This window comes from Campylobacter concisus (assembly GCF_015230035.1).
In the GTDB taxonomy this organism is placed as follows: domain Bacteria; phylum Campylobacterota; class Campylobacteria; order Campylobacterales; family Campylobacteraceae; genus Campylobacter_A; species Campylobacter_A concisus_BK.
On the sequence record NZ_JAAKZD010000002.1, the window covers coordinates 122,783 to 140,737 of the forward strand.

At 41.1% G+C, this 17,955-nt stretch carries 22 protein-coding genes and 1 tRNA gene; 7 read left to right on the forward strand and 16 right to left on the reverse strand.

From position 1 onward, the window contains the following. Positions 1–6 precede the first annotated feature (6 nt). The 3 genes from mog to G6W41_RS01825 are packed head-to-tail and all read left to right on the forward strand — an operon-like array spanning position 7 to position 1,117. Entirely contained in the window at positions 7–546 is a 540-nt protein-coding gene (gene mog / locus G6W41_RS01815; protein WP_002940911.1) for a molybdopterin adenylyltransferase, read from the forward strand. Beyond that, positions 547–795 carry a hypothetical protein gene (locus G6W41_RS01820; RefSeq protein ID WP_194170438.1) on the forward strand — a complete coding sequence of 83 codons (249 nt, stop codon included), beginning with the start codon at positions 547–549 and terminating at the stop codon, positions 793–795. After that, positions 776–1,117: a hypothetical protein gene (locus G6W41_RS01825; RefSeq protein ID WP_194170439.1), complete on the forward strand. Its 342-nt coding sequence runs from the start codon at positions 776–778 to the stop codon at positions 1,115–1,117. Before G6W41_RS01820 ends, G6W41_RS01825 begins: the two co-directional genes overlap by 20 nt. 36 nt (positions 1,118–1,153) lie before the next feature. Here G6W41_RS01825 and G6W41_RS01830 read toward each other — a convergent pair whose 3' ends face one another. The 15 genes from G6W41_RS01830 to murA form a co-directional block, all read right to left on the reverse strand. Continuing rightward, entirely contained in the window at positions 1,154–1,762 is a 609-nt protein-coding gene (locus tag G6W41_RS01830) for a thiamine phosphate synthase (RefSeq protein WP_194170440.1), read from the reverse strand. After that, on the reverse strand, positions 1,755–2,909 hold the full coding sequence (thiH, locus tag G6W41_RS01835; RefSeq protein ID WP_194170441.1) for a 2-iminoacetate synthase ThiH: 1,155 nt from the start codon (positions 2,907–2,909) through the stop codon (positions 1,755–1,757). Before thiH ends, G6W41_RS01830 begins: the two co-directional genes overlap by 8 nt. After that, a complete protein-coding gene (locus G6W41_RS01840) occupies positions 2,909–3,673 on the reverse strand; it encodes a thiazole synthase (RefSeq protein WP_009293788.1) in 765 nt (254 codons plus the stop codon). Before G6W41_RS01840 ends, thiH begins: the two co-directional genes overlap by 1 nt. Next, a complete protein-coding gene (gene thiF / locus G6W41_RS01845) occupies positions 3,674–4,525 on the reverse strand; it encodes a sulfur carrier protein ThiS adenylyltransferase ThiF (protein ID WP_194170442.1) in 852 nt (283 codons plus the stop codon). It lies immediately after the preceding gene. A gap of 7 nt (positions 4,526–4,532) precedes the next feature. Next, positions 4,533–4,736: a sulfur carrier protein ThiS gene (gene thiS / locus G6W41_RS01850; RefSeq protein WP_103595295.1), complete on the reverse strand. Its 204-nt coding sequence runs from the start codon at positions 4,734–4,736 to the stop codon at positions 4,533–4,535. Continuing rightward, the gene (locus G6W41_RS01855; RefSeq protein WP_194170443.1) at positions 4,736–5,914 is read right to left on the reverse strand and encodes a pyridoxal phosphate-dependent aminotransferase; all 1,179 of its coding nucleotides are present in this window, start codon (positions 5,912–5,914) and stop codon (positions 4,736–4,738) included. The genes thiS and G6W41_RS01855 overlap by 1 nt, the downstream gene beginning before the upstream one ends. Positions 5,915–5,926: 12 nt before the next feature. After that, complete coding sequence (gene speA, locus G6W41_RS01860; protein WP_009293792.1) at positions 5,927–7,762, reverse strand: biosynthetic arginine decarboxylase; 1,836 nt, start codon at positions 7,760–7,762, stop codon at positions 5,927–5,929. Next, the gene (gene hisS / locus G6W41_RS01865; protein ID WP_194170444.1) at positions 7,759–8,985 is read right to left on the reverse strand and encodes a histidine--tRNA ligase; all 1,227 of its coding nucleotides are present in this window, start codon (positions 8,983–8,985) and stop codon (positions 7,759–7,761) included. The genes speA and hisS overlap by 4 nt, the downstream gene beginning before the upstream one ends. A 32-nt stretch (positions 8,986–9,017) precedes the next feature. Beyond that, a complete protein-coding gene (tmk, locus tag G6W41_RS01870; protein WP_149701617.1) occupies positions 9,018–9,605 on the reverse strand; it encodes a dTMP kinase in 588 nt (195 codons plus the stop codon). Position 9,606: 1 nt separating this feature from the next. Beyond that, the gene (gene coaD / locus G6W41_RS01875; RefSeq protein WP_012001782.1) at positions 9,607–10,077 is read right to left on the reverse strand and encodes a pantetheine-phosphate adenylyltransferase; all 471 of its coding nucleotides are present in this window, start codon (positions 10,075–10,077) and stop codon (positions 9,607–9,609) included. Then, positions 10,074–10,625, reverse strand: a complete 552-nt coding sequence (locus G6W41_RS01880; RefSeq protein WP_194170445.1) for a UbiX family flavin prenyltransferase — start codon at positions 10,623–10,625, stop codon at positions 10,074–10,076. Before G6W41_RS01880 ends, coaD begins: the two co-directional genes overlap by 4 nt. Next, on the reverse strand, positions 10,622–11,428 hold the full coding sequence (gene flgA, locus G6W41_RS01885; protein WP_021089076.1) for a flagellar basal body P-ring formation chaperone FlgA: 807 nt from the start codon (positions 11,426–11,428) through the stop codon (positions 10,622–10,624). The genes G6W41_RS01880 and flgA overlap by 4 nt, the downstream gene beginning before the upstream one ends. A 65-nt stretch (positions 11,429–11,493) precedes the next feature. Further along, a tRNA-Gly gene (locus G6W41_RS01890) sits at positions 11,494–11,568 on the reverse strand. Positions 11,569–11,618: 50 nt separating this feature from the next. Then, positions 11,619–12,779, reverse strand: coding sequence for a molybdopterin molybdotransferase MoeA (locus tag G6W41_RS01895; protein WP_194170446.1), 1,161 nt, complete (start codon positions 12,777–12,779; stop codon positions 11,619–11,621). Between the two features lie 2 nt (positions 12,780–12,781). Continuing rightward, the gene (gene murA, locus G6W41_RS01900) at positions 12,782–14,050 is read right to left on the reverse strand and encodes a UDP-N-acetylglucosamine 1-carboxyvinyltransferase (protein ID WP_103603273.1); all 1,269 of its coding nucleotides are present in this window, start codon (positions 14,048–14,050) and stop codon (positions 12,782–12,784) included. A gap of 138 nt (positions 14,051–14,188) precedes the next feature. Here murA and G6W41_RS01905 point away from each other — a divergent pair, with 138 nt between their 5' ends. The 4 genes from G6W41_RS01905 to G6W41_RS01920 are packed head-to-tail and all read left to right on the forward strand — an operon-like array spanning position 14,189 to position 16,721. After that, positions 14,189–14,869: an NlpC/P60 family protein gene (locus G6W41_RS01905; protein WP_194170447.1), complete on the forward strand. Its 681-nt coding sequence runs from the start codon at positions 14,189–14,191 to the stop codon at positions 14,867–14,869. Next, positions 14,853–15,428 carry a rhomboid family intramembrane serine protease gene (locus G6W41_RS01910; protein ID WP_194170448.1) on the forward strand — a complete coding sequence of 192 codons (576 nt, stop codon included), beginning with the start codon at positions 14,853–14,855 and terminating at the stop codon, positions 15,426–15,428. The genes G6W41_RS01905 and G6W41_RS01910 overlap by 17 nt, the downstream gene beginning before the upstream one ends. Next, positions 15,415–16,227 (forward strand): ferritin-like domain-containing protein, encoded by an 813-nt coding sequence (locus G6W41_RS01915; RefSeq protein WP_194170449.1) that lies wholly within the window; start codon positions 15,415–15,417, stop codon positions 16,225–16,227. Before G6W41_RS01910 ends, G6W41_RS01915 begins: the two co-directional genes overlap by 14 nt. Then, positions 16,224–16,721 (forward strand): SixA phosphatase family protein, encoded by a 498-nt coding sequence (locus G6W41_RS01920; RefSeq protein WP_107829673.1) that lies wholly within the window; start codon positions 16,224–16,226, stop codon positions 16,719–16,721. Before G6W41_RS01915 ends, G6W41_RS01920 begins: the two co-directional genes overlap by 4 nt. A 741-nt stretch (positions 16,722–17,462) precedes the next feature. On the opposite strand, the gene G6W41_RS01925 is transcribed toward G6W41_RS01920, so the two are convergent. Next, positions 17,463–17,954: a flagellar protein gene (locus G6W41_RS01925; RefSeq protein ID WP_194170450.1), complete on the reverse strand. Its 492-nt coding sequence runs from the start codon at positions 17,952–17,954 to the stop codon at positions 17,463–17,465. Position 17,955: the final 1 nt, after the last annotated feature.

Here is a 17,955-nt window from a genome sequence, read left to right on the forward strand (position 1 = left end):
GAAAAAATGAAAGCAAAAATAGGAATTCTGACTATGTCAGATCGCGCAAGTGAGGGCACATACGAGGACAAATCAGGTCCAGCGATCAAAGAGGTACTTGATGGTTGGATAGTAAGCGAGAGAGAGTATTTTTACGAGGTGATCCCAGATGAGCTTGATCTTATAAAAGAGAGGCTCGTGCACATGATAGACGTGCTAGGATGCGACCTTGTGCTAACGACTGGAGGCACTGGACCAGCAGTGAGAGATGTCACTCCAGAGGCTACTGAGGCAGTTTGCGAGAAGATGATGCCAGGCTTTGGCGAGCTAATGAGAGCTGCAAGCTTGCAATACGTCCCAACAGCGATCCTATCACGCCAAACAGCAGGCATCAGAGGCCACGCGCTCATCATAAATTTACCAGGTCAGCCAAAGGCTATAAAAGAGTGCTTGGAGCCTGTATTTCCAGCGGTGCCATACTGCATAGACCTGATCGAGGGTGCGTTTATCGAGACCGATGAAAACGTGATGAAAGTTTTCCGCCCAAAACAAAAGAAAATCTCGTAAATGGGTTTGACAGATAGCCTAAATTTAAAAGCCGCTGCCTTTGCAAATAGGTGGCGACTTGTTATTAAAATTTGGCTTGTTTTTTCTTTTTTATCCTATGCGCTGGCCTACTATCTTTGGTTAGAGGTTTTTGGCTTTATCTCTGCCATTTCTATCTTTGGCTGTGTTTGCCTGCTAGCCTTTAGCTCACTTCTTTGGTTTATCGCTAGCCTTGTATTTTTTGCAACCTTTGGTATTTTTACTACTTGAAAAATTTGATGAAAGCATTACTATTTATGCTTTAGCCTGCGCAGTTTGGTTGCTTGGCTGGATCACTTTGTCGCTTGTGGTCGATGATAAATTTGCAAGACCGGGAAATGACATCTTGCTAAAGATCACTCGTATAGTTCTTGTTGGCGAGTTTGCCTTGCTATATTTTTTTAACTACAACAGCAGCCTTGACATAGAGACTTTAATAAAGTCAAATTTGACAAAGTCGCTGCTTTTAGTGCTAAACTCCTATATGCTGCCATCGCTTGTGACGCTACTTATATTTGATATAAAAACATATATCGCTAGCAAAAATGAGTAAAATTTTACGTATTATTTTATGTAATTTATACTAAATTTAGCCGTTTTTGCTCTCTACTATCTTTTTTATAAGCTCTATATCGCTGTTCATCGCTAGGCTCATAAAACAAACTCCGCTTGCGCCAGCTTTTATGGCCTCTTTGTAGTTCCCGCTATCTAGTCCGCCAAGTGCGTAAATTTCTTTATCAAAGCTTTTTAGCTCACTTATAAAATTTAGCCCTTTTGGCTCTAAACCCGCCTTGCAAGAGGTGGCAAATATATGAGAAGCAACGAGCACATCAGCGATAGTGGCTGAAATTTTAGCCTGCTCTAGGTCGTGAGCTGGGGCGTAAATTTTAGCTGTTTTTCTAAATTCTTCTAAAAAAACGCCGTGATTTTTAAAAAAATCAAGTTGTGCCGAAGTGAGCCAAAAGTCGCTCTTTAGCTTGCAAGCCACGTCAAAAAATTGATTAATGATAAATTTCTTGCGGTAGTTTTCACAAATTTGAGCCACAACCCTAGCAAGATCGTAAAACTGAGCCTCGCTTAGCCCCTTTGCACGAAGCAAAATTTCATCCACGCCAGCCTTGCAAAGTATCTGAATTCTCTTTAAAAAGTCATCGCCCTCGTAGCTTTCAAAGTCGGCTACGCAGAGAATTTTAAACATAGATATACTCGCTCATCAAGGGCTCTAGGCCGTTTGCTTTTATCATAGCCTTGATCTCATCCACGCTTCTACTGTCGCTTATCTCAAACTGCTCGTCGCCCTTTTTCTCTTCACCGTGAGCGCCGATGCTTACTTTTACGCCAGCGCTTATCTTATTTGCAGCTATCTTTATGGCGTTGTCGCGAAATTTCGCCTTTTCTCTGGTTGAGATCGTTATGCTGGCTGTTGGCATGAAAATTCTATAAGCGCAGATTACTTGCAAAAGCTCGCGCTCGCCCACGTCGCGGGGATTAATGCGGTCGTTGTTGATGATAGGGCGAAGTCTTGGGCATGAAAATGCGATCTCGGCGTGCGGATACTTTTTTTGAACTAAACTTGCGTGCAGTGCCGTAGCAAAGGCGTCAAGTCTAAAGTCATCTATGCCAAGAAGTGCCGCAAAGCCAACCCCTCTCATACCTCCAAGAATCGCTCGCTCTTGCGCATTTAAACGGTATGGGAATATCCTTTTGTTGCCGCCAAGGTGGATCTTTTCGTATTTTGTGGGATTGTAGGTCTCTTGAAAGACGGTCACGTAGTCTGCGCCGCTTTTGTGAAGTAGGGCGTAGCCCTCTGAGTTTAGCGGATAAATTTCAACCCCAACGACTTTAAAAAATTTCTTTGCCAAAGCGCAGGCGTTTGCGATGTAAGCGACACTTGAATTAGTCTCGCTCTCGCCAGTTAGGATCAAAATTTCTTCTAAGCCGCTCTTTGAAATTTCTCTTAGCTCCCTTGTGATCTCCTCGTCGCTTAGCTTTGCCCTTTTTATATTGTTTTTAGCATTAAAACCGCAATAAACGCAGAGATTATCGCAGTAGTTTGCTATGTAAAGCGGAGTAAAAAGCGTGATGTTTGAGCCAAAATTTGCCCTTGTCTTTGCCTGAGCGAGTTTGGCTATTGGCTCTAAAAATGGCGCTGCAGCAGGCGAGAGTAGGGCTTTTAGATTTTCAAGCGAGCAGTGCTTTGCATTAAGAGCTGCTTTTACGTCTGCTTCGGTGTAGTTTTCTGGCTTATAGTTCGCGCGCTCTTTTAAAATTTCATCCATAATATCGCTGCCAACATCCTGCATGTGAGGTAGTAGCTGCATGTGGTCGGTTCTTGTAAATTTCATCAGTCTAAAAATCCAGTGAGCGGTGATGAGGCATTTGCGCTTTTGCTCTTTGCGCCAAGGCCTGCTAGATAGGCATTGCGACCAGCGATGATGGCCTCTTTGAAGGCTCTTGCCATGAGCGGGATATTTTTAGATGAGGCGATGGCTGTGTTTGCCATGATAGCAGCCGCTCCCATCTCCATCGCTTCGCACGCTTGTGAAGGCCTGCCGATGCCAGCATCAACGATGATCTGCGTGTCAAGCTCGTTTATCAAAATTTCAATGATATCTTTAAAAACTAGCCCTTGGTTTGAGCCAATGGGCGCAGCTAGAGGCATTATGCAACTTGCTCCTGCACTTAGCATCGCTCTTGCGGCGTTTAGATCTGGAAACATATAGGGCATTGGCACAAAGCCGTCATTTGCCAAGGCTTCGCAGGCTTTTATCGTCTCAGCGTTGTCTGGAAAGAGAAATTTAGAGTCAGTGATGATCTCTATCTTAACAAGCTCGCCACACCCAAGCTCACGTGCAAGCTGTGCGATACGAACGGCCTCTTTGGCGTTTCTAGCGCCACTTGTGTTTGGCAAAAGCGTCACACCTTTTGGGATAAAGTCGAGTATATTTCGCTCTTTGCTCTCGTTTATGCGCCTAAGAGCAAGGGTTAAAATTTGCGCGCCAGCCTCGTTTACGGCTGAGTCGATGAGCTCGTGCGAGTACTTGCCAGAGCCAAGGATAAAGCGGCTTTGAAACTCCTTACCGCCAAGGATCAAACTATCACTTTGCACTTACGCCTCCAAGCCCATAAGTAGTCTAATGGCTAAATTTGCCTCGTGGTTTGCGCAGACTGCGACGCGCGGTGCCATGAGCCCTTGACCGATCTTCGCCTCATTTGTGAGGTCGCCGCAAAGATAGACATTTTTGGCAAATTTTATGGTTTTTATGAGATTTGAGCTAAAGTATCCAGCCATGCCAGAGGCGCCGATGATCTTTTTATCTTTTAGGCTTGCGCCAGCTTCGTTTAGTATCATCGCCTTGCCAGCGACGTTGTCAAAGGCTTCGCATAAAATTTCACACTCGCCAAAGACGCTAGCCACGTTTTTTTCATCTAAAAATATATCGTGAGTTTCGACCTTGACAAAAGGATTTACGTCATTTATCAGCTCTTTAAGCGCCTGCGTCTTTTTTAAGCCGATGTGGCGGACGAAATACTGCTGGCGGTTTAGATTGCTTGGCTCAACGACGTCAAAATCGGCAAGCACTAGCTTTTTTACGCCAACTCTTGCCAGGCTTAGTGCGATATTTGAGCCAAGGCCGCCAAGTCCAGCTACGCCGATCACTGCCCTGCTTAGGGCCAAATTTAGCTCAGGGCTATTACGTGAGGCGATCATCGAGCGTAAAACTTCACGCTCAGGCATCACGCCACGCCTTATAAATACGACATTTGAGCCATCTTTTAGCTCGCTATCTTCTTTTATAGCAAAGCCATCGACGATAAAAATATCTGGCTTTGTCGCGTTAAATTTCTCTAAAAATTTATAAATTTCACTCTCTTTATCGCCAAGAGCAAGCTCTTTTAGCTCGCTAAGGCTTTTTACTGGCACCTTAAATTTTGCGCCATTTAGTATTATCTCTATCATTTTCTCCTCATCCACCGCCAACTAAAGTGACGATCTCATAAGCTTTGCCCTCGCTCATGAAGCGCTCACGCCAAAGCTTTTTTGGCAAAATTTCTCCGTCTCGCTCAAGGGCTATAAATTTAATCTCATAGCCATTTTGAGCTAAAAAATCATAAACATTTATATCGTTTTCAAGCTCGAAAATTTTGCCATTTACTCTAAATTTGATCATTAAATTTTGTAGCTTTTTACAAAATTTGCGATCCTCTCGATCGCTCTTTTTATGCTCTCGATGTCTGTCGCAAAAGAAATTCTAAAATATCCATCCATACCAAAGCCCACACCTGGCACAGTCGCTACGTTCGCCTCTTCAAGCATTTTTTTGCAAAATCTAAGTGAGTCGCCATCTACATCTTTGCATTTTACAAATAGATAAAACGCGCCATCAGGCTTAACTACGCTTAGCCCAGGGATAGCGTTTATCATCTCAACTGCCACGTCGCGTCTTTTCTCGTACTCTTTTCTCATGTTTTCGATATCTTCGTCAGTTTCACCTAGAAGTGACGGGATAGCGCCTATTTGCACGATCGAGCTAATGTTGCTTGTGCTTTGGCTTTGAAGCTTTTTGATGCCGGCAATCAGCCAGTCCATCGAGCTTGCTATATAGCCAAATCTCCAGCCAGGCATCGCGCCACACTTACTTAGGCCATTTATCGTGACCGTTCTTTTAAAAAGATCCTCGCTTACGGAGGCTACTGCGTGAAATTTCTTACCGTAGATCACTTTTTCATAAATTTCATCGCTTGTGATGATGATATCACTGCCCTTTAAAACCTCGCCAAATGCCGCGATCTCCTCTTTTGTATATACAGCTCCAGTTGGATTTGTCGGGTGATTTAGCGAAAATACCTTTGTTTTTGGTGTGATCGCTTTTTTTAGCTGCTCGGCTGTGACTTTGAAATTTGTGCTCTCGTCTGCCTCGATAAAGACAGGCACACCACCACAAAATTTAACGATCTCAGGGTAGCTCACCCAGTATGGAGATGGGATGATGACCTCGTCGCCTGAGTTGATAAGCGCTTGAAATACATTAAAAAGTGAGTGCTTTGCGCCGATATTTGTGACGATTTGATTTGCTTTGTAGTCAAGTCCATTATCTCTTTTTAGCTTTGCTCTAATGGCCTCTATAACCTCAGGCAAGCCCGGCACTGGCGTGTATTTGCCACTTTTGCTGTCGTTATCAAGTGCGTTTTTTACAGCATCTCTTATCTTTTTTGGAGTCATAAAGTCAGGCTCACCAGCTGAAAGCGAGATCACGTCGATGCCAGCAGCCTTCATCTCTTTGGCCTTTGTGCTGATCGCGATTGTGATTGATTCGCTCAATGTTTGCATTCTGTTTGCTAGTTGCATTTTTAGTCCTTTTTAGTTGATTGTTTTTAAGTAGCTATTGTCATTTAAAAATAGATAAAGTTCGCCCAAAATTTGCTTCTTTTGTGTTTCGTTTATCAGAGTTGATTTCTCTAGGCGCTCATTTAGAGTGTCTTGGATTTCGTAGATATCGTAGTCCATGTCCTCCATGATATCAAGGATCGACTGGCTCTCTAGTAAATTTGTGATTTTGTAGCCATCACTTGTTATCTCCACGGTAGCTTCTGTCGGATGAGTGAAGAGGTTGTGCTTCATGCCGATCACCTCTTGATATGCGCCAACCAGGAAAAATCCCAAGAAATAATCCTCCTTCTCCACATCCACATCGTGCAAAAGCAGTGGGTTTTTCTCGTCATCATAGCTGATCTCGCCGTCACTATCGCAAGTGATATCCCAGATCGAAGCTGGCAGGGTAGGGCGCTCATCTAGCCTGTCAAGTGGCATGATAGGGAAATTTTGTTTTAGTCCCCAAAAATCTGGCAAGCTTTGAAAGATCGAGAAATTTAGTAGGTATCTCTCTTGAACCTCTTTTTGAATTTTAGTTAGATCGCTTGAGTTGCTCTTGTTGCCAAGCATCACGACAGCTTTTTTACTAATGAGCCTTAAAAGCACCTCTGCGTTTGATCTATCTTGCAGATCGACATATCCTAAATCAAAGAGCGTGAGGATGCTTTCTGTGTGGTGGATGGCGTCGTGCAGGTATTCTAGAGCATTTGAAGGCTTGATTGATTTATAAAGATCAACTAGCTCGGTTATTAAATTTGGATTGTTTTTCTTTAAATTTAGCTTCTCTTCGGTGTATTCTTGAGAAAATAGCTCAAGCACAGGAGCGACCAAAAGCGCATGAGAAGCGGCGATGTAGCGACCTGACTCTATGAAGATATCTGGCTCGATCTCCTTTTTTTGCTCGCTTATAGTTTTAAGCATATAAACAACGTCGTTTGCGTATTCGTTTAGCGTATAGTTTCTGCTGCTCTCCTCTTTAAACTGCGAGTATTCGATCGCAAGACCACCACCTAAATTTATAGCTTTTAAATTTGAGGCGCCCATTTTTCTAAGCTCAGCGTAGATGTTGCCAGCCTCGATGAGTGCTTTTTTGAGCGGATGTATCTCGCTTATTTGAGAGCCGATGTGAAAGTGTATCATCGTGAAGTTTTCAAGTAAATTTGCCTTTTTTAGCATCTTTACAGCTTCTATTAGCTCGGTTGATGTTAGTCCAAATTTAGAGTGTATGCCTCCACTTTTTGCCCAGAGCCCCGATCCTGTCGAGTGTAGTCTTACTCTAAGTCCGATCTTTGGTTTTGGTTTAAAGCGCTCTTTTGCGATGGCGATTATCGCTTCAAGCTCGTTTAAGCCCTCAATCGTTAGTGTGATATTATGCCCCATTTCAGCGGCGATAAAGCCTATGTTTATCATCTCTTTATCTTTAAAGCCATTTACCGTTATAGGCGCTTTGTCGTTGTTATAAGCCATAGTTAGAAGTAGCTCAGCCTTGCTACCAGCCTCGAGGCCGTAGTTATAGGGCTTGCCAAGGCGTACTAGGTTTTTTACAAAGCCTGGATATTGATTGACCTTAAGCGGGAAAACGGCGTTAAAGCTACCTTTGTAGGCAAACTCTTTCTTTGCCTTTGCAAAGCTTGCGTGGATCTGCTCGATCTGCTTTTGGATAAGGTGCGGAAAACGAAGTAGTAGCGGCCCTCTGTAGCCATCGTCTCTTATCTCTTTTACGATGTCGATGATCGCTGGCTTGCTAGCTTCGTTTATGCAGACTTTACCATCTTCTATCACAAAATTTGAATTGCCCCAAATGCTAAGTCCAAAATCATTCATCCCAGCTCCTTTTCAAGCTCATCTAAATTTATCGTTTTTTCTTCTTTGGTCTCTAAATTTTTATACCAAATTTTATTCTCTTTCATCTCATTTTCGCCCACGCAAAGGAAAATTTTTGCATTTTTATTGTCGGCATTTTGCAGGTGTTTTTGAAGTTTTTTAGCTTCATAAGAAATTTCAACCTGATATTTTTTGCGAAGTTTTGAGCCAAGATTATAGATAAAATCAACATTCGCCGCATCAAGCGCGCAAAGATAAACTCCGTCTCGCTCATCTTCAGCCTCACCTAAAATTTCCATTATCCTCTCAACGCCCATCGCAAAGCCAACACCGTAACTTGCTCTACCGCCAAGATATTCAACGAGCCTATCGTATCTGCCACCCCCTGCAACTGCGCTTTGTGAGCCGATCTCGTTGCTGATAAACTCAAACGCCGTCTTGCAGTAGTAGTCTAGCCCACGAACGAGCTTAGTGTCTGTCTCAAATTTAACGCCATTTGCCGTTAAAATTTCTTGCAGTTTTGCAAAGTCAGCCTGCGCCTCGCAGCTTAAGCTATCAGTGATAACTGGAGCGTTTTTATAAATTTCTTGGCAGCTTTCTATCTTGCAGTCAAGCACGCGGATAGGGTTTAAAAGCTTGCGTCTTTTGCAGTCTTCGCAAATTCTGTCGTCGTTTTCATCTAGAAATTTGACAAGCTTTGCTTTGTAAGACTTCATAGAGCTCTCGTCGCCAAGTGAGTTTATTTTTAGGGTTGTTTTTATATTTAGTCTGTTAAAAATTTCGCTCACCATTAAGATAATGCTCGCATCCTCATAGACGCTGCCCTCGCCAAAGCACTCACAGCCAAACTGGTGAAATTCTCTCAAACGGCCTTTTTGTGGGCGCTCGTAGCGAAACATCGAGCCGTGATAAAAGCAGCGTTTTGTCACGTTTGCTCTGTCAAGTTTTGCCTCGATAAAGGCTCTAACCACTCCAGCCGTGCCCTCAGGACGCAAACAAACGTCGTTTCCGCCTTTGTCTTCAAACTGATACATCTCTTTGCCCACGATGTCACTGCTCTCGCCGACGCTTCTTTTAAAAAGCGCCGTCTCCTCGAGGTGTGGGGTCAAAATTTGCTCATATCCGTAGTTTTTTGCGACTTCCTCGCAGGTTTTGATTATCTGTGCGTAAAGTTTTGCGCGAGCTGGAAGCATATCTTTCATGCCACGAAGTGCCGTTATCATCGCATTATCCTTTTTTTATTTTTTTTGTGATTTTACTTAAAATTTATAAAATTTTCTATCTCTTTTGAAATTAGCTCTATGCTTTTAGATGCGTCTATAAAAAGCGTTTCAAAGCTATTTTTGATGAGAATTTGCTTCATCAGGCTTTGCACTTTTAAAAGATACTCTAGCCCACGAGCTTCGATCTTATCGCTTGTGCCTCTTGCTTTTAAGCGCGAGCTTATAAGCTCACGGCTTGCTTCAAAAAAGACTATCTTATCTGCAAATTTATCATTTAGTGCAAATTTATTAAGCTCTAAAAGCACGTTTTCATCTAAGTTTTCATCATTTGCCAAAGCGTAGGCGATGCCAGAGATAAAGCCTCTGTCGCTTAAAATCAGTTTGCCTAAATTTGGAGCGACCAGCTTTTCAAAATGCTCAGCCCTATCAGCTAAAAAGAGTAAAATTTCAGCTCTTTTGCCTATTTTGATGCTTGAGCTTAGTAAAATTTCACGTAAATTTTCACCAAGCTTTGTGCCACCTGGCTCTTTTGTGACGATGGCATCACTAAATTTAGAAGCTAAAATTTCTATCTGCGTACTCTTGCCAACGCCGTCAATGCCTTCAAACAAAACATACATTTTACGCCTTTAAATTTTTAAGAATTTTTGCTGGCACTAGGTTGCTCACATCGCCGTCGTGGCGCAAGACTGAGCGGACGATCGAGCTTGAGATGAAGGCGTTATTTAAGCTTGGCATAAGATAAACCGTCTCAAATTCGTCCCAAAGCGCAGCGTTTGCGTAGCCGATTTGTAGCTCATACTCGAAGTCACTAACCGCGCGAAGACCCCTGATGACGGTGTTTATGCCGTGCGATTTAGCAAAATCAACAAGCAAGTTATCAAAGCCAAGAACGCTTACATTTTTTAGCTCGCAAACTGCCTCTTTTGCCATCTCTATGCGTTTTTCGTGTGCGAACATCGGCTGTTTGCTATCACTTTTTGCAACTGCGACGATTACTTTGTCAAAAATTTTTGTAGCTCTTATGATAACGTCTAAATGGCCGTTTGTTATGGGGTCAAAGGTCCCTGGATAGATGCAAGATTTTTTCAAATTTGCCACCTTTTGTAAAGATTATTTTCGATTTTTAAGGCATCAAGCCACTTGCCGATGATGAAATTCTCCATATCATGAAGGCTCTTTATGCCTGCGTAGTAGCCTAAAACTGGCGGAGCGATGATGGCTCCAAGAGATGAGAGTAGCTGCATCTGAGAAAGTGCGATCGTAGAAAACGGCATCTCTCTGACGCCCAAAACTAGAGTTTGTCTCTCTTTTAGCGCGACACTTGCGGCTCTTGTGATGAGCGTGTCACTTATACCGTTTGCAACTTTTGCTAGCGTGTTGGTAGAGCAGGGCGCTATGATCATTGCTTCAACGCCAAACGAGCCAGAAGCTGGTCCTGCGCTAAGATCTTGATCATCATAAATTTTCACGCCAAGATCATCTAAATTTAGCTTTAAATTTTCTTCAGCCGCTAAGACCTTCATAGCATTTTTACTAACTATGACGTGCGCCTCACAGCTATCTTTGGCAGCATTTACTAGCTTTAGAAAAAGCCCAGCCCCGCTTGCTCCAGTGGCCGCAAAAACTACCTTTTTCATCTTATAACTGCCTCATCTTTGCCTGAAACTGTGGCCTGTAAAATTTTATTTTCTCTTGTTCTTATCTTTATCATATCGCCTAAATTTCCATCTTCAAGCGCCTTTACTTCGGCGATTATCTTGACACCACCCTCGCTTAAAACTGCGTTTAGCATTTGACCTTTTTTGACTAAACTAATGGCGTTAAACTGACGTTTTGTTAAAATTTCACCGCTTCTTATCTGCACTTTTGTGACAAGAGTTGAGGCGCTAAGTCCAAAGAGTGCGTCACGCGGCCATTTGCTAAACTCGATCATCGTTGGTTGGTAGTCAAGCAAGCTTAAAATGTGGTTTGTGTTCATTGAATTTATAGCGATAAAAACTGGCATTTTAGCATTAAAGCTAAATTTAAAATAAAGGCTTTTTAAGCTTAGATCAACGTCCTCAAATGAGGCTCTAAAAACGCCTTTTTGGCTATTTTGATCGTTTAGAAATATATTTTTAAAAACTAAGTCTTTAAAATTTGCAGGAAGTTTGTTTTGCGGACTGATGCTAAGATCGCTCACGCTAATGCCTGGGTACTCGTTGCTGATTTCTCTTAGAAATTGCATCTGAATTTCATCCATGATAGAGCAGTTTTTCACAAAAGCTACGCTGCCGCCGCTTTTGTCGTTATATGTTTTAAAATTTGCTGTTAGAATTTCATAGAGTTTTTTACTATCTATCTTGGCAGCTCTTTTGCCCTCTAGGTTTAAAATTTCATTGTCTTCGCCTTCAAAGCCAAAAGTGCTAAGTGAAATTTGATCATTTACGACGCAATACATCGGATAGATACTGACTTCATTTGCAAAAAGTTTTGTGGAAAATAAAAAAATGAGTATAAAAAAGATGGAGCGGGAAACGAGATTCGAACTCGCGACCCCAACCTTGGCAAGGTTGTGCTCTACCCCTGAGCTATTCCCGCAATCAAAATGAAGTCCGCATTTTATCAGATTGTTTTTCATTTGTCAAGGATTATGGAAGCTTTATGAGTGAAATTTCACTATTTTGTAAAATTTCACCTTGATCAGGGCTAGTTATCAACACAAAATCACTCTTTAATATATGATTTATCATGCCTGAGCCATATTTTCCGCCGTCAGTTGCTATAAATTTGCCATCAGCTACATTGCCAAAAACCGCATTTGCTCTGCCTGATTTTACCTTTAAATTTTCGCTATTTATAGCTTTTTGTGTCACAAAACACTCGCTTTTTAGAAGTGGTAAAACAAGCATCATCGTGCAAAGATAGGCAGCCATAGGGTTGCCAGGCAAGATAAAAACAAGTCTGCCATCTTTTTCATAAGTCTTGCAAGGTCTGCCAGGTCTTATGTCAAGGTGAGAGAAAATTTCGTTGTATCCAAGCTCGCTTAGGGCTATCTTCATAAAGTCGGCCTCACCAGCGCTCGCTCCACCAGAGCAGATAACGATGTCGTAGTTTGCAGCGTTTAAAAATGCCTGTTTTACAGCGCTTAGCTCATCTTTTATGATGCCAAGATATGAGCTTTTTTGACCGATTGAGCTTAAAAGTGCGGTGATACCAAAGGCATTTGCATTGTAAATTTCATCATCGCTAGCTCTTTGCCAAGGCTCGATGATCTCATTTCCGCTTGAGTAAATTCCAACACTAGGCTGCTTTTTCACATCTATAAAGCTTATGCCCTGAGCTGCAAGCATCATCACACTTCTTGTGTTTAAAATTTCGCCACTTTTTAGTAAAATTTCACCAACCTTTGTCTCTTCGCCTTTAAAGCGGTAAGCCTCGCCTTTTTTAAGCTTAGCTGGCGCTTTTACAAACTCGCCCTCAACGACGCAATCTTCAAACCTCATGACCGTATCAGCGCCTTTTGGCATCTTTGCACCAGTCATTATCTTCACACACTCGTTTTTGCCGATAGCTAGCTGCTCTTTATCGCCTGCAAAGGCACTTGCGATGATCTTATAAGGCTCATCTTTTTCATCAAATTTAACCGCAAATCCATCAAGCGCTGAGTTATCAAAGCAGGGCAGGTCTTTGACCGCTATCACGTCATTTGCCAAGGTTTTGCCAAGAGCCTCACTAATGGGTAAAATTTCACTCTCATTTTTTGGTTTAAATTTAGCTTTTAAAGCCTCAAGTGCGTCATTTACTAGCATTTTTACTCCTCAAGCCTAACTATTTTCGCCCCAAGGCTTTTAAATTTCTCCTCCAGCCTCTCATAACCTCTATCAAGGTGGTAAATTCTATGCACCAAGCTCTCGCCATTTGCGATGAGAGCGGCTAGTATCAGCGCTGAGCTTGCTCTAAGGTCAGTCGCCATGACGTCAGCTGCATTTAAATTTGCAGGAGCATAGACGCTTGCGATATGACCATTTAAGCGGATATCAGCGCCCATTCTAGCTAGCTCACTAACGTGCATAAATCGGTTTTCAAAAAGCCTCTCATCTATCGTGCTAACGCCATTTGCCGCAAGACAAAGCGCCATAAACTGAGCCTGCATATCGGTTGGAAAGCCTGGATACTCAGTCGTTCTTATCTCAACTGGTTTTATCTCATTTGTCGGCAAAATCGTGATTTTATCGCCATCGATCTCGATGCCAAAGCCCATCTCTTCAAATTTATTTAAAATGGCTGTCATGTGCGCAGCATTTGCCTTTGTGACTGAAATTTTGCTATTTGTGATAGCTCCAGCGCAAAGGTATGTGCCAGCTTCGATTCTATCAGGGATAACCTCAATATCGCAAATTTCAAGCAGTTTTTGACCGCTACCAGTGATCTTTAGCTCGCTCGTGCCTATGCCTTCGATCTTGACACCGCTTTTAGCCAAAATTTCACAAATTTGCACCACTTCAGGCTCAAGTGCGACGTTAAAAAGCTCTGTCGTGCCGTGCGCTAGGGCCGCTGCCATGATGATGTTTTCGCTGCCAGTTACGGTGATCTTATCAAAAACTATCTTTGCACCTTTTAGTCCATTTGGTGCGGTTGCGACGACGTAGCCTTGCTTTATCTCGATATTTGCGCCCATTTTCTCAAGTGCGCTTAGGTGCAGATCTATTGGTCTTTGTCCGATCGCACAGCCTCCAGGAAGGCTCACTTCGCAGTGTCCAAAGCGCGCTAGAAGCGGACCAAGCGTCAAGATAGAAGCGCGCATCTTTCTAACGATATCGTAGTTTGCTGTGGTCGAATTTACGCTGCTCGTGTCGATACTTAGTGAGTTTTCATCTTTAAATTCGCACTTTGCGCCAAGATTAACAAGCAACTGGCAAAGCGTCTTTATGTCAGCGACATTTGGGATATTTGTTAAATTTATCTTATTTTTAGCAAGTAGGGTTAGGGCGATGATAGGTAGGGCGGCATTTTTGGCTCCGCTGATCTTTACTTCGCCGCTTAATTTGGCATTGCCTTCTATTTTTAGATAGTGCATCATTATTTTTTGCCTTAAGAAAATATATTTTTTGCCGATTATATTGTTTTTAAACTTAGAGTAAAGAAAACAAGGCGCTATTTTCGCTCTATTTACATTTAAGAGTTAAAATTACGAAAATTAATTATCTTGGATAAAAATATGTTAAGTTTAATAAACAAAAGAATATTTTTTGCACTTTGTATTGCGCTTTTTACAGGTTGTTCTTTCACCTCAAACGAGCCTAAAATCCCACAAAATGACTACAATCAAACTGCCTCTACAAATGGTGACTTTAGCAGACAAACTTCAAGTGAGCTTTTAGACGAAGACGACGGCAGAGCAGATAAAGAATTTGGTTCATTTTTTAAAAAATACTTAAATACTAGAGCAGGGGGCGACTGCTCAGGCTTTGTATCTATCGTTAATGCAAAATATAAAAACATGTATTTTGATGAAAAAACTATCAATAACTATTACAGCAAGGGCGGTAGAAAGTCAAAAGCCATCTACAACTTCTATGAAAGCCAAAATTTGATCACTCATAAAAATCCAAAAAAAGGCGATCTTATCTTCTTTTCAAACACCCTTGGCAAAGGCATACAAAAAAATAAAGACAAGAAAAACGTCACTCACGTTGGCATCGTGACAGCCATACTTCCAGACGAGACGGTGAAATTTATCCACAACTCTGGCGGCAAGATCATCCACAGCTATATGAATTTAAAACAAAAAAACACGCACCTAAAGGGCGACAAAGAGATAAATAGCTACGTTGTAAGATGCTCAAACGCTAGCTGCCTAGCGGCAAACAGATTTGCTGGATATGGCAAAGCTAAGTAGCCCAGCTACATTTGCGCTTATCCTCTTAAATTTAGCTGCATTTTTTAGTCTCACCTTTCTGCACTCGCGTGAGCTATGGCTCGCGCTTGGCTTAAATATCTATTTTTTAGAAAAACTCTATATATTTCAGCCCCTCACATCTATCTTTATGCACGCAGGCGCAGGTCACTTGCTCATGAATATGATCTTTTTATATCAAGTTGGCACGATGAGTGAGCTATATCTTGGCACGAAGAAATTTATCATTTTTTATATTGTTGGCGGCGTTTTGACGCAAATTTTAAGCTTTATTTATATATATTTTGCATTTGAAAATGAGAAATTTATAAATTTAGTCGGTGCAAGCGGGGCTTTGTGTATGCTATTTGGCATGCTGGCGACCTCGATGCTTTACTCAGATAAAAAGACGTGGTTTGGCTACTTTGCCATAGTTGTTGCCATGAGCTTTTTGCCGCTACTTATGGGCATAAATGTCGCATGGTACGCGCACTTTATAGGCTGGGTTGTCGGCTGTTTGTATGCTAAATTTTACTTAAAGAGAGCAGATGAGATTTTTTGATGAGATCTGGGACATTTTAAACGAAGGCGACGTGGGGCTTAAATTTTTAAAATTTGAGCTATTTTACGAGAAATTTAGATCAAATTTGGATATTTGTTTTGATGAAATTTCTGCGCCAAATGAGCTAACTACCCCATGTTACGCTAAATTTTGCGACGTCGTTAGTATGAAAGAGCTAAACAAAAAGGTAAAGCCAAAAGATAAAAACCTAAATTTCATCCACTCAGTCGCTCACATTGAGTTTAGTGCCATTGACATCGCGCTTGATGCTTGTTATAGATTTAGAGGGCTGCCAAGGGAGTTTTACGAGGACTGGCTGGAGGTGGCTGAGGATGAGATCAGGCACTTTTGTATGATAGAAAATTTACTCACAAAGCAGGGTGGCAGATATGGCGAGCTAAGCGTGCATGACGGCCTTTTTATCGCACTTCAAAAGACTTCAGATAGGCTTACTAGCCGCATGGCACTACTGCCAAGATATATGGAGGCAAACGGGCTTGATGCAAACGCTCACATCATCAAAAGGCTAGAAGCTGAGGGCGGGCAAGAAGAGCTCATTGAGTGCCTAAAAGTCATCTTAAAAGAGGAAATTTCTCACGTTTATAAGGGCGATAAGTGGTTTAAATTTGCCTGCAAAAAAGAGGGCGTCGATGAGAAAAGCTACTTTGATATCATCTTAAATTTATATCCAAATTCATTTAAAAGCATTAGAGAGATCAACGAAAAAGACCGCTTAAAGGCAGGTTTTAGCGAGGAAGAGCTTAGTTGGATAAAGAATTTCTCAAAGGAGAGATCATGAGCAAAATTTACTTCATAAGGCACGCAAAAGCAGTCGATGAGAACAAAGATGGCGCAAAAGACGCTTCAAGAGAGCTTAGCCCAAAAGGAAAAGAGGACGCTAAATTTATGGCTAGCAGGCTAAAAATGTATGATGTGATGCCAGGAGCTATCTTTTCAAGTAGCGCTAAAAGATGTGAGCAAACAGCAAAAATCATCGCTAAAACTTTAAAATTTAAAGAAAAATCCATAGAGATAAAGGACGAGCTTTACGACATAAGCTTTGAGGATCTTTTGGAATTTGTAAGAAATTTAGATAAAAATTTAGATGAAATTTTCATCATCACGCACAATCCAAGTGTGACTGAAATTTGCGAATATCTAAGCGACTCATCGATTGACAATATCCCAACTTCAGGCATTTTTTGCATTGAGTTTGAGTCTGAATTTAAAGAGCTAAAAGAGGGCAGTGCAAAAGCTTTGTTTTTTGACCACCCAAAGAAACATCAAAGATAAGTTTTATTAAAAATCTGCAAATTTATTCATTGCAATTTGACAGACACAAAGGACATCTGTTTATTTGATTTTTCAAATGCAAGTTTTGCTTTTGAACCAAAAATCATTTTCTACTCAAATTTTGAAATTTTAACCATTTCAAGTTCAAATCACCAAGCATAAAAGCAAATTTAAAATCAACCATAATTGCAATGCCAAAATATGACAAAAGGTAAAATACAAGGTATTTTATATATTTTGTATTGAAAACTGTAATTTTCAAATTGATATTTTAAAATCTTTATTCTGCTCTTTCGAATGTTTTAAATGGCTAGATTTGGCTATGTTTTGCATTTTATCTTTTGTGTGATCTAAATTTATCCATTAAATTTGTCGTAAAAATATTTGTAAGAAAATTAGTTAAATTTTATACTTTTCAAAAATTGTGAAATTTACATTTATCTTATACGTAACTTAAAATTTGATCTACCCTATTTTAAAAATGTGAGCAAGAGCTATCTTTGGAGTTTAGAGTAGCATAAAATAGAATAAATGCGTGATATCTTTTTTTGTGCGTCAAATATTGATCTTGTGAGTTCAATTTTGAAGCAAAGAGTTAAATTTGATATTAGCGTAACTATAAAACCAAAATTTACGTAAAATTTTAAAGTTGAGCGATCTTGCGTGTTAAATTTAAGAGCTAGTAGTTAAATTTACTATGAAAACACGCCTGAAAACTATTTTTAAAGATAAAGTGCGTAATTAAATTTTATCGTCAAAAAGCGTGCGGATATCTAGTGTGTAGTTTTTGGACATAAAGATCGGCGAGTCTAAAATTTCAAGCAAGCCATCATCAAATGAGAGAAATTCCACTACTCTTTTTGGCTTTCCGGCGGTTTTTATGCTCATATCGGCTAGGCGCACCACCTTTATGATCTGCATTTTATCTGCTGTCCATTCAGAAAAAGCTAGAAATTTAGAGTCATCTGAAAACAAAAAGCAAGCTGTTGCTCTCTCGCTAAGTAAAATTTGAAGCGCATCGTCATCTTTAACTAAATTTTGATCCAAATTTAATAGTCTTTTTGCGTGGTTTGAAGGCTTATTTTTTAAATTTAAATAGTGCTTGCTATTTATAAAAAGTCGTAGCTCGCCAAGGGTTGGAGCGCCCATAGCGACCTCGCAGCCTTCAAATTTGGCGCTAAATTTGCCATCACTGCTACACGCATTTGCCTCGTAGTCCCAAGCTGAACTCATA

Excerpts from the sequence above, each read along its gene's own strand:
- G6W41_RS01925 (WP_194170450.1), bottom strand. The coding sequence starts at position 17,954 with ATGAGTTCAGCTTGGGACTACGAGGCAAATGCGTGTAGCAGTGATGGC.
- G6W41_RS01905 (WP_194170447.1), top strand. The coding sequence starts at position 14,189 with ATGTTAAGTTTAATAAACAAAAGAATATTTTTTGCACTTTGTATTGCG.
- G6W41_RS01830 (WP_194170440.1), bottom strand. The coding sequence starts at position 1,762 with ATGTTTAAAATTCTCTGCGTAGCCGACTTTGAAAGCTACGAGGGCGAT.
- G6W41_RS01880 (WP_194170445.1), bottom strand. The coding sequence starts at position 10,625 with ATGAAAAAGGTAGTTTTTGCGGCCACTGGAGCAAGCGGGGCTGGGCTT.
- G6W41_RS01895 (WP_194170446.1), bottom strand. The coding sequence starts at position 12,779 with ATGCTAGTAAATGACGCACTTGAGGCTTTAAAAGCTAAATTTAAACCA.
- G6W41_RS01920 (WP_107829673.1), top strand. The coding sequence starts at position 16,224 with ATGAGCAAAATTTACTTCATAAGGCACGCAAAAGCAGTCGATGAGAAC.
- tmk (WP_149701617.1), bottom strand. The coding sequence starts at position 9,605 with ATGTATGTTTTGTTTGAAGGCATTGACGGCGTTGGCAAGAGTACGCAG.
- G6W41_RS01910 (WP_194170448.1), top strand. The coding sequence starts at position 14,853 with ATGGCAAAGCTAAGTAGCCCAGCTACATTTGCGCTTATCCTCTTAAAT.
- hisS (WP_194170444.1), bottom strand. The coding sequence starts at position 8,985 with ATGATAACGGCACTTCGTGGCATGAAAGATATGCTTCCAGCTCGCGCA.
- mog (WP_002940911.1), top strand. The coding sequence starts at position 7 with ATGAAAGCAAAAATAGGAATTCTGACTATGTCAGATCGCGCAAGTGAG.
- flgA (WP_021089076.1), bottom strand. The coding sequence starts at position 11,428 with ATGTATTGCGTCGTAAATGATCAAATTTCACTTAGCACTTTTGGCTTT.
- murA (WP_103603273.1), bottom strand. The coding sequence starts at position 14,050 with ATGATGCACTATCTAAAAATAGAAGGCAATGCCAAATTAAGCGGCGAA.
- speA (WP_009293792.1), bottom strand. The coding sequence starts at position 7,762 with ATGAATGATTTTGGACTTAGCATTTGGGGCAATTCAAATTTTGTGATA.
- thiS (WP_103595295.1), bottom strand. The coding sequence starts at position 4,736 with ATGATCAAATTTAGAGTAAATGGCAAAATTTTCGAGCTTGAAAACGAT.
- thiH (WP_194170441.1), bottom strand. The coding sequence starts at position 2,909 with ATGAAATTTACAAGAACCGACCACATGCAGCTACTACCTCACATGCAG.
- G6W41_RS01915 (WP_194170449.1), top strand. The coding sequence starts at position 15,415 with ATGAGATTTTTTGATGAGATCTGGGACATTTTAAACGAAGGCGACGTG.
- G6W41_RS01820 (WP_194170438.1), top strand. The coding sequence starts at position 547 with ATGGGTTTGACAGATAGCCTAAATTTAAAAGCCGCTGCCTTTGCAAAT.
- G6W41_RS01855 (WP_194170443.1), bottom strand. The coding sequence starts at position 5,914 with ATGCAACTAGCAAACAGAATGCAAACATTGAGCGAATCAATCACAATC.
- thiF (WP_194170442.1), bottom strand. The coding sequence starts at position 4,525 with ATGATAGAGATAATACTAAATGGCGCAAAATTTAAGGTGCCAGTAAAA.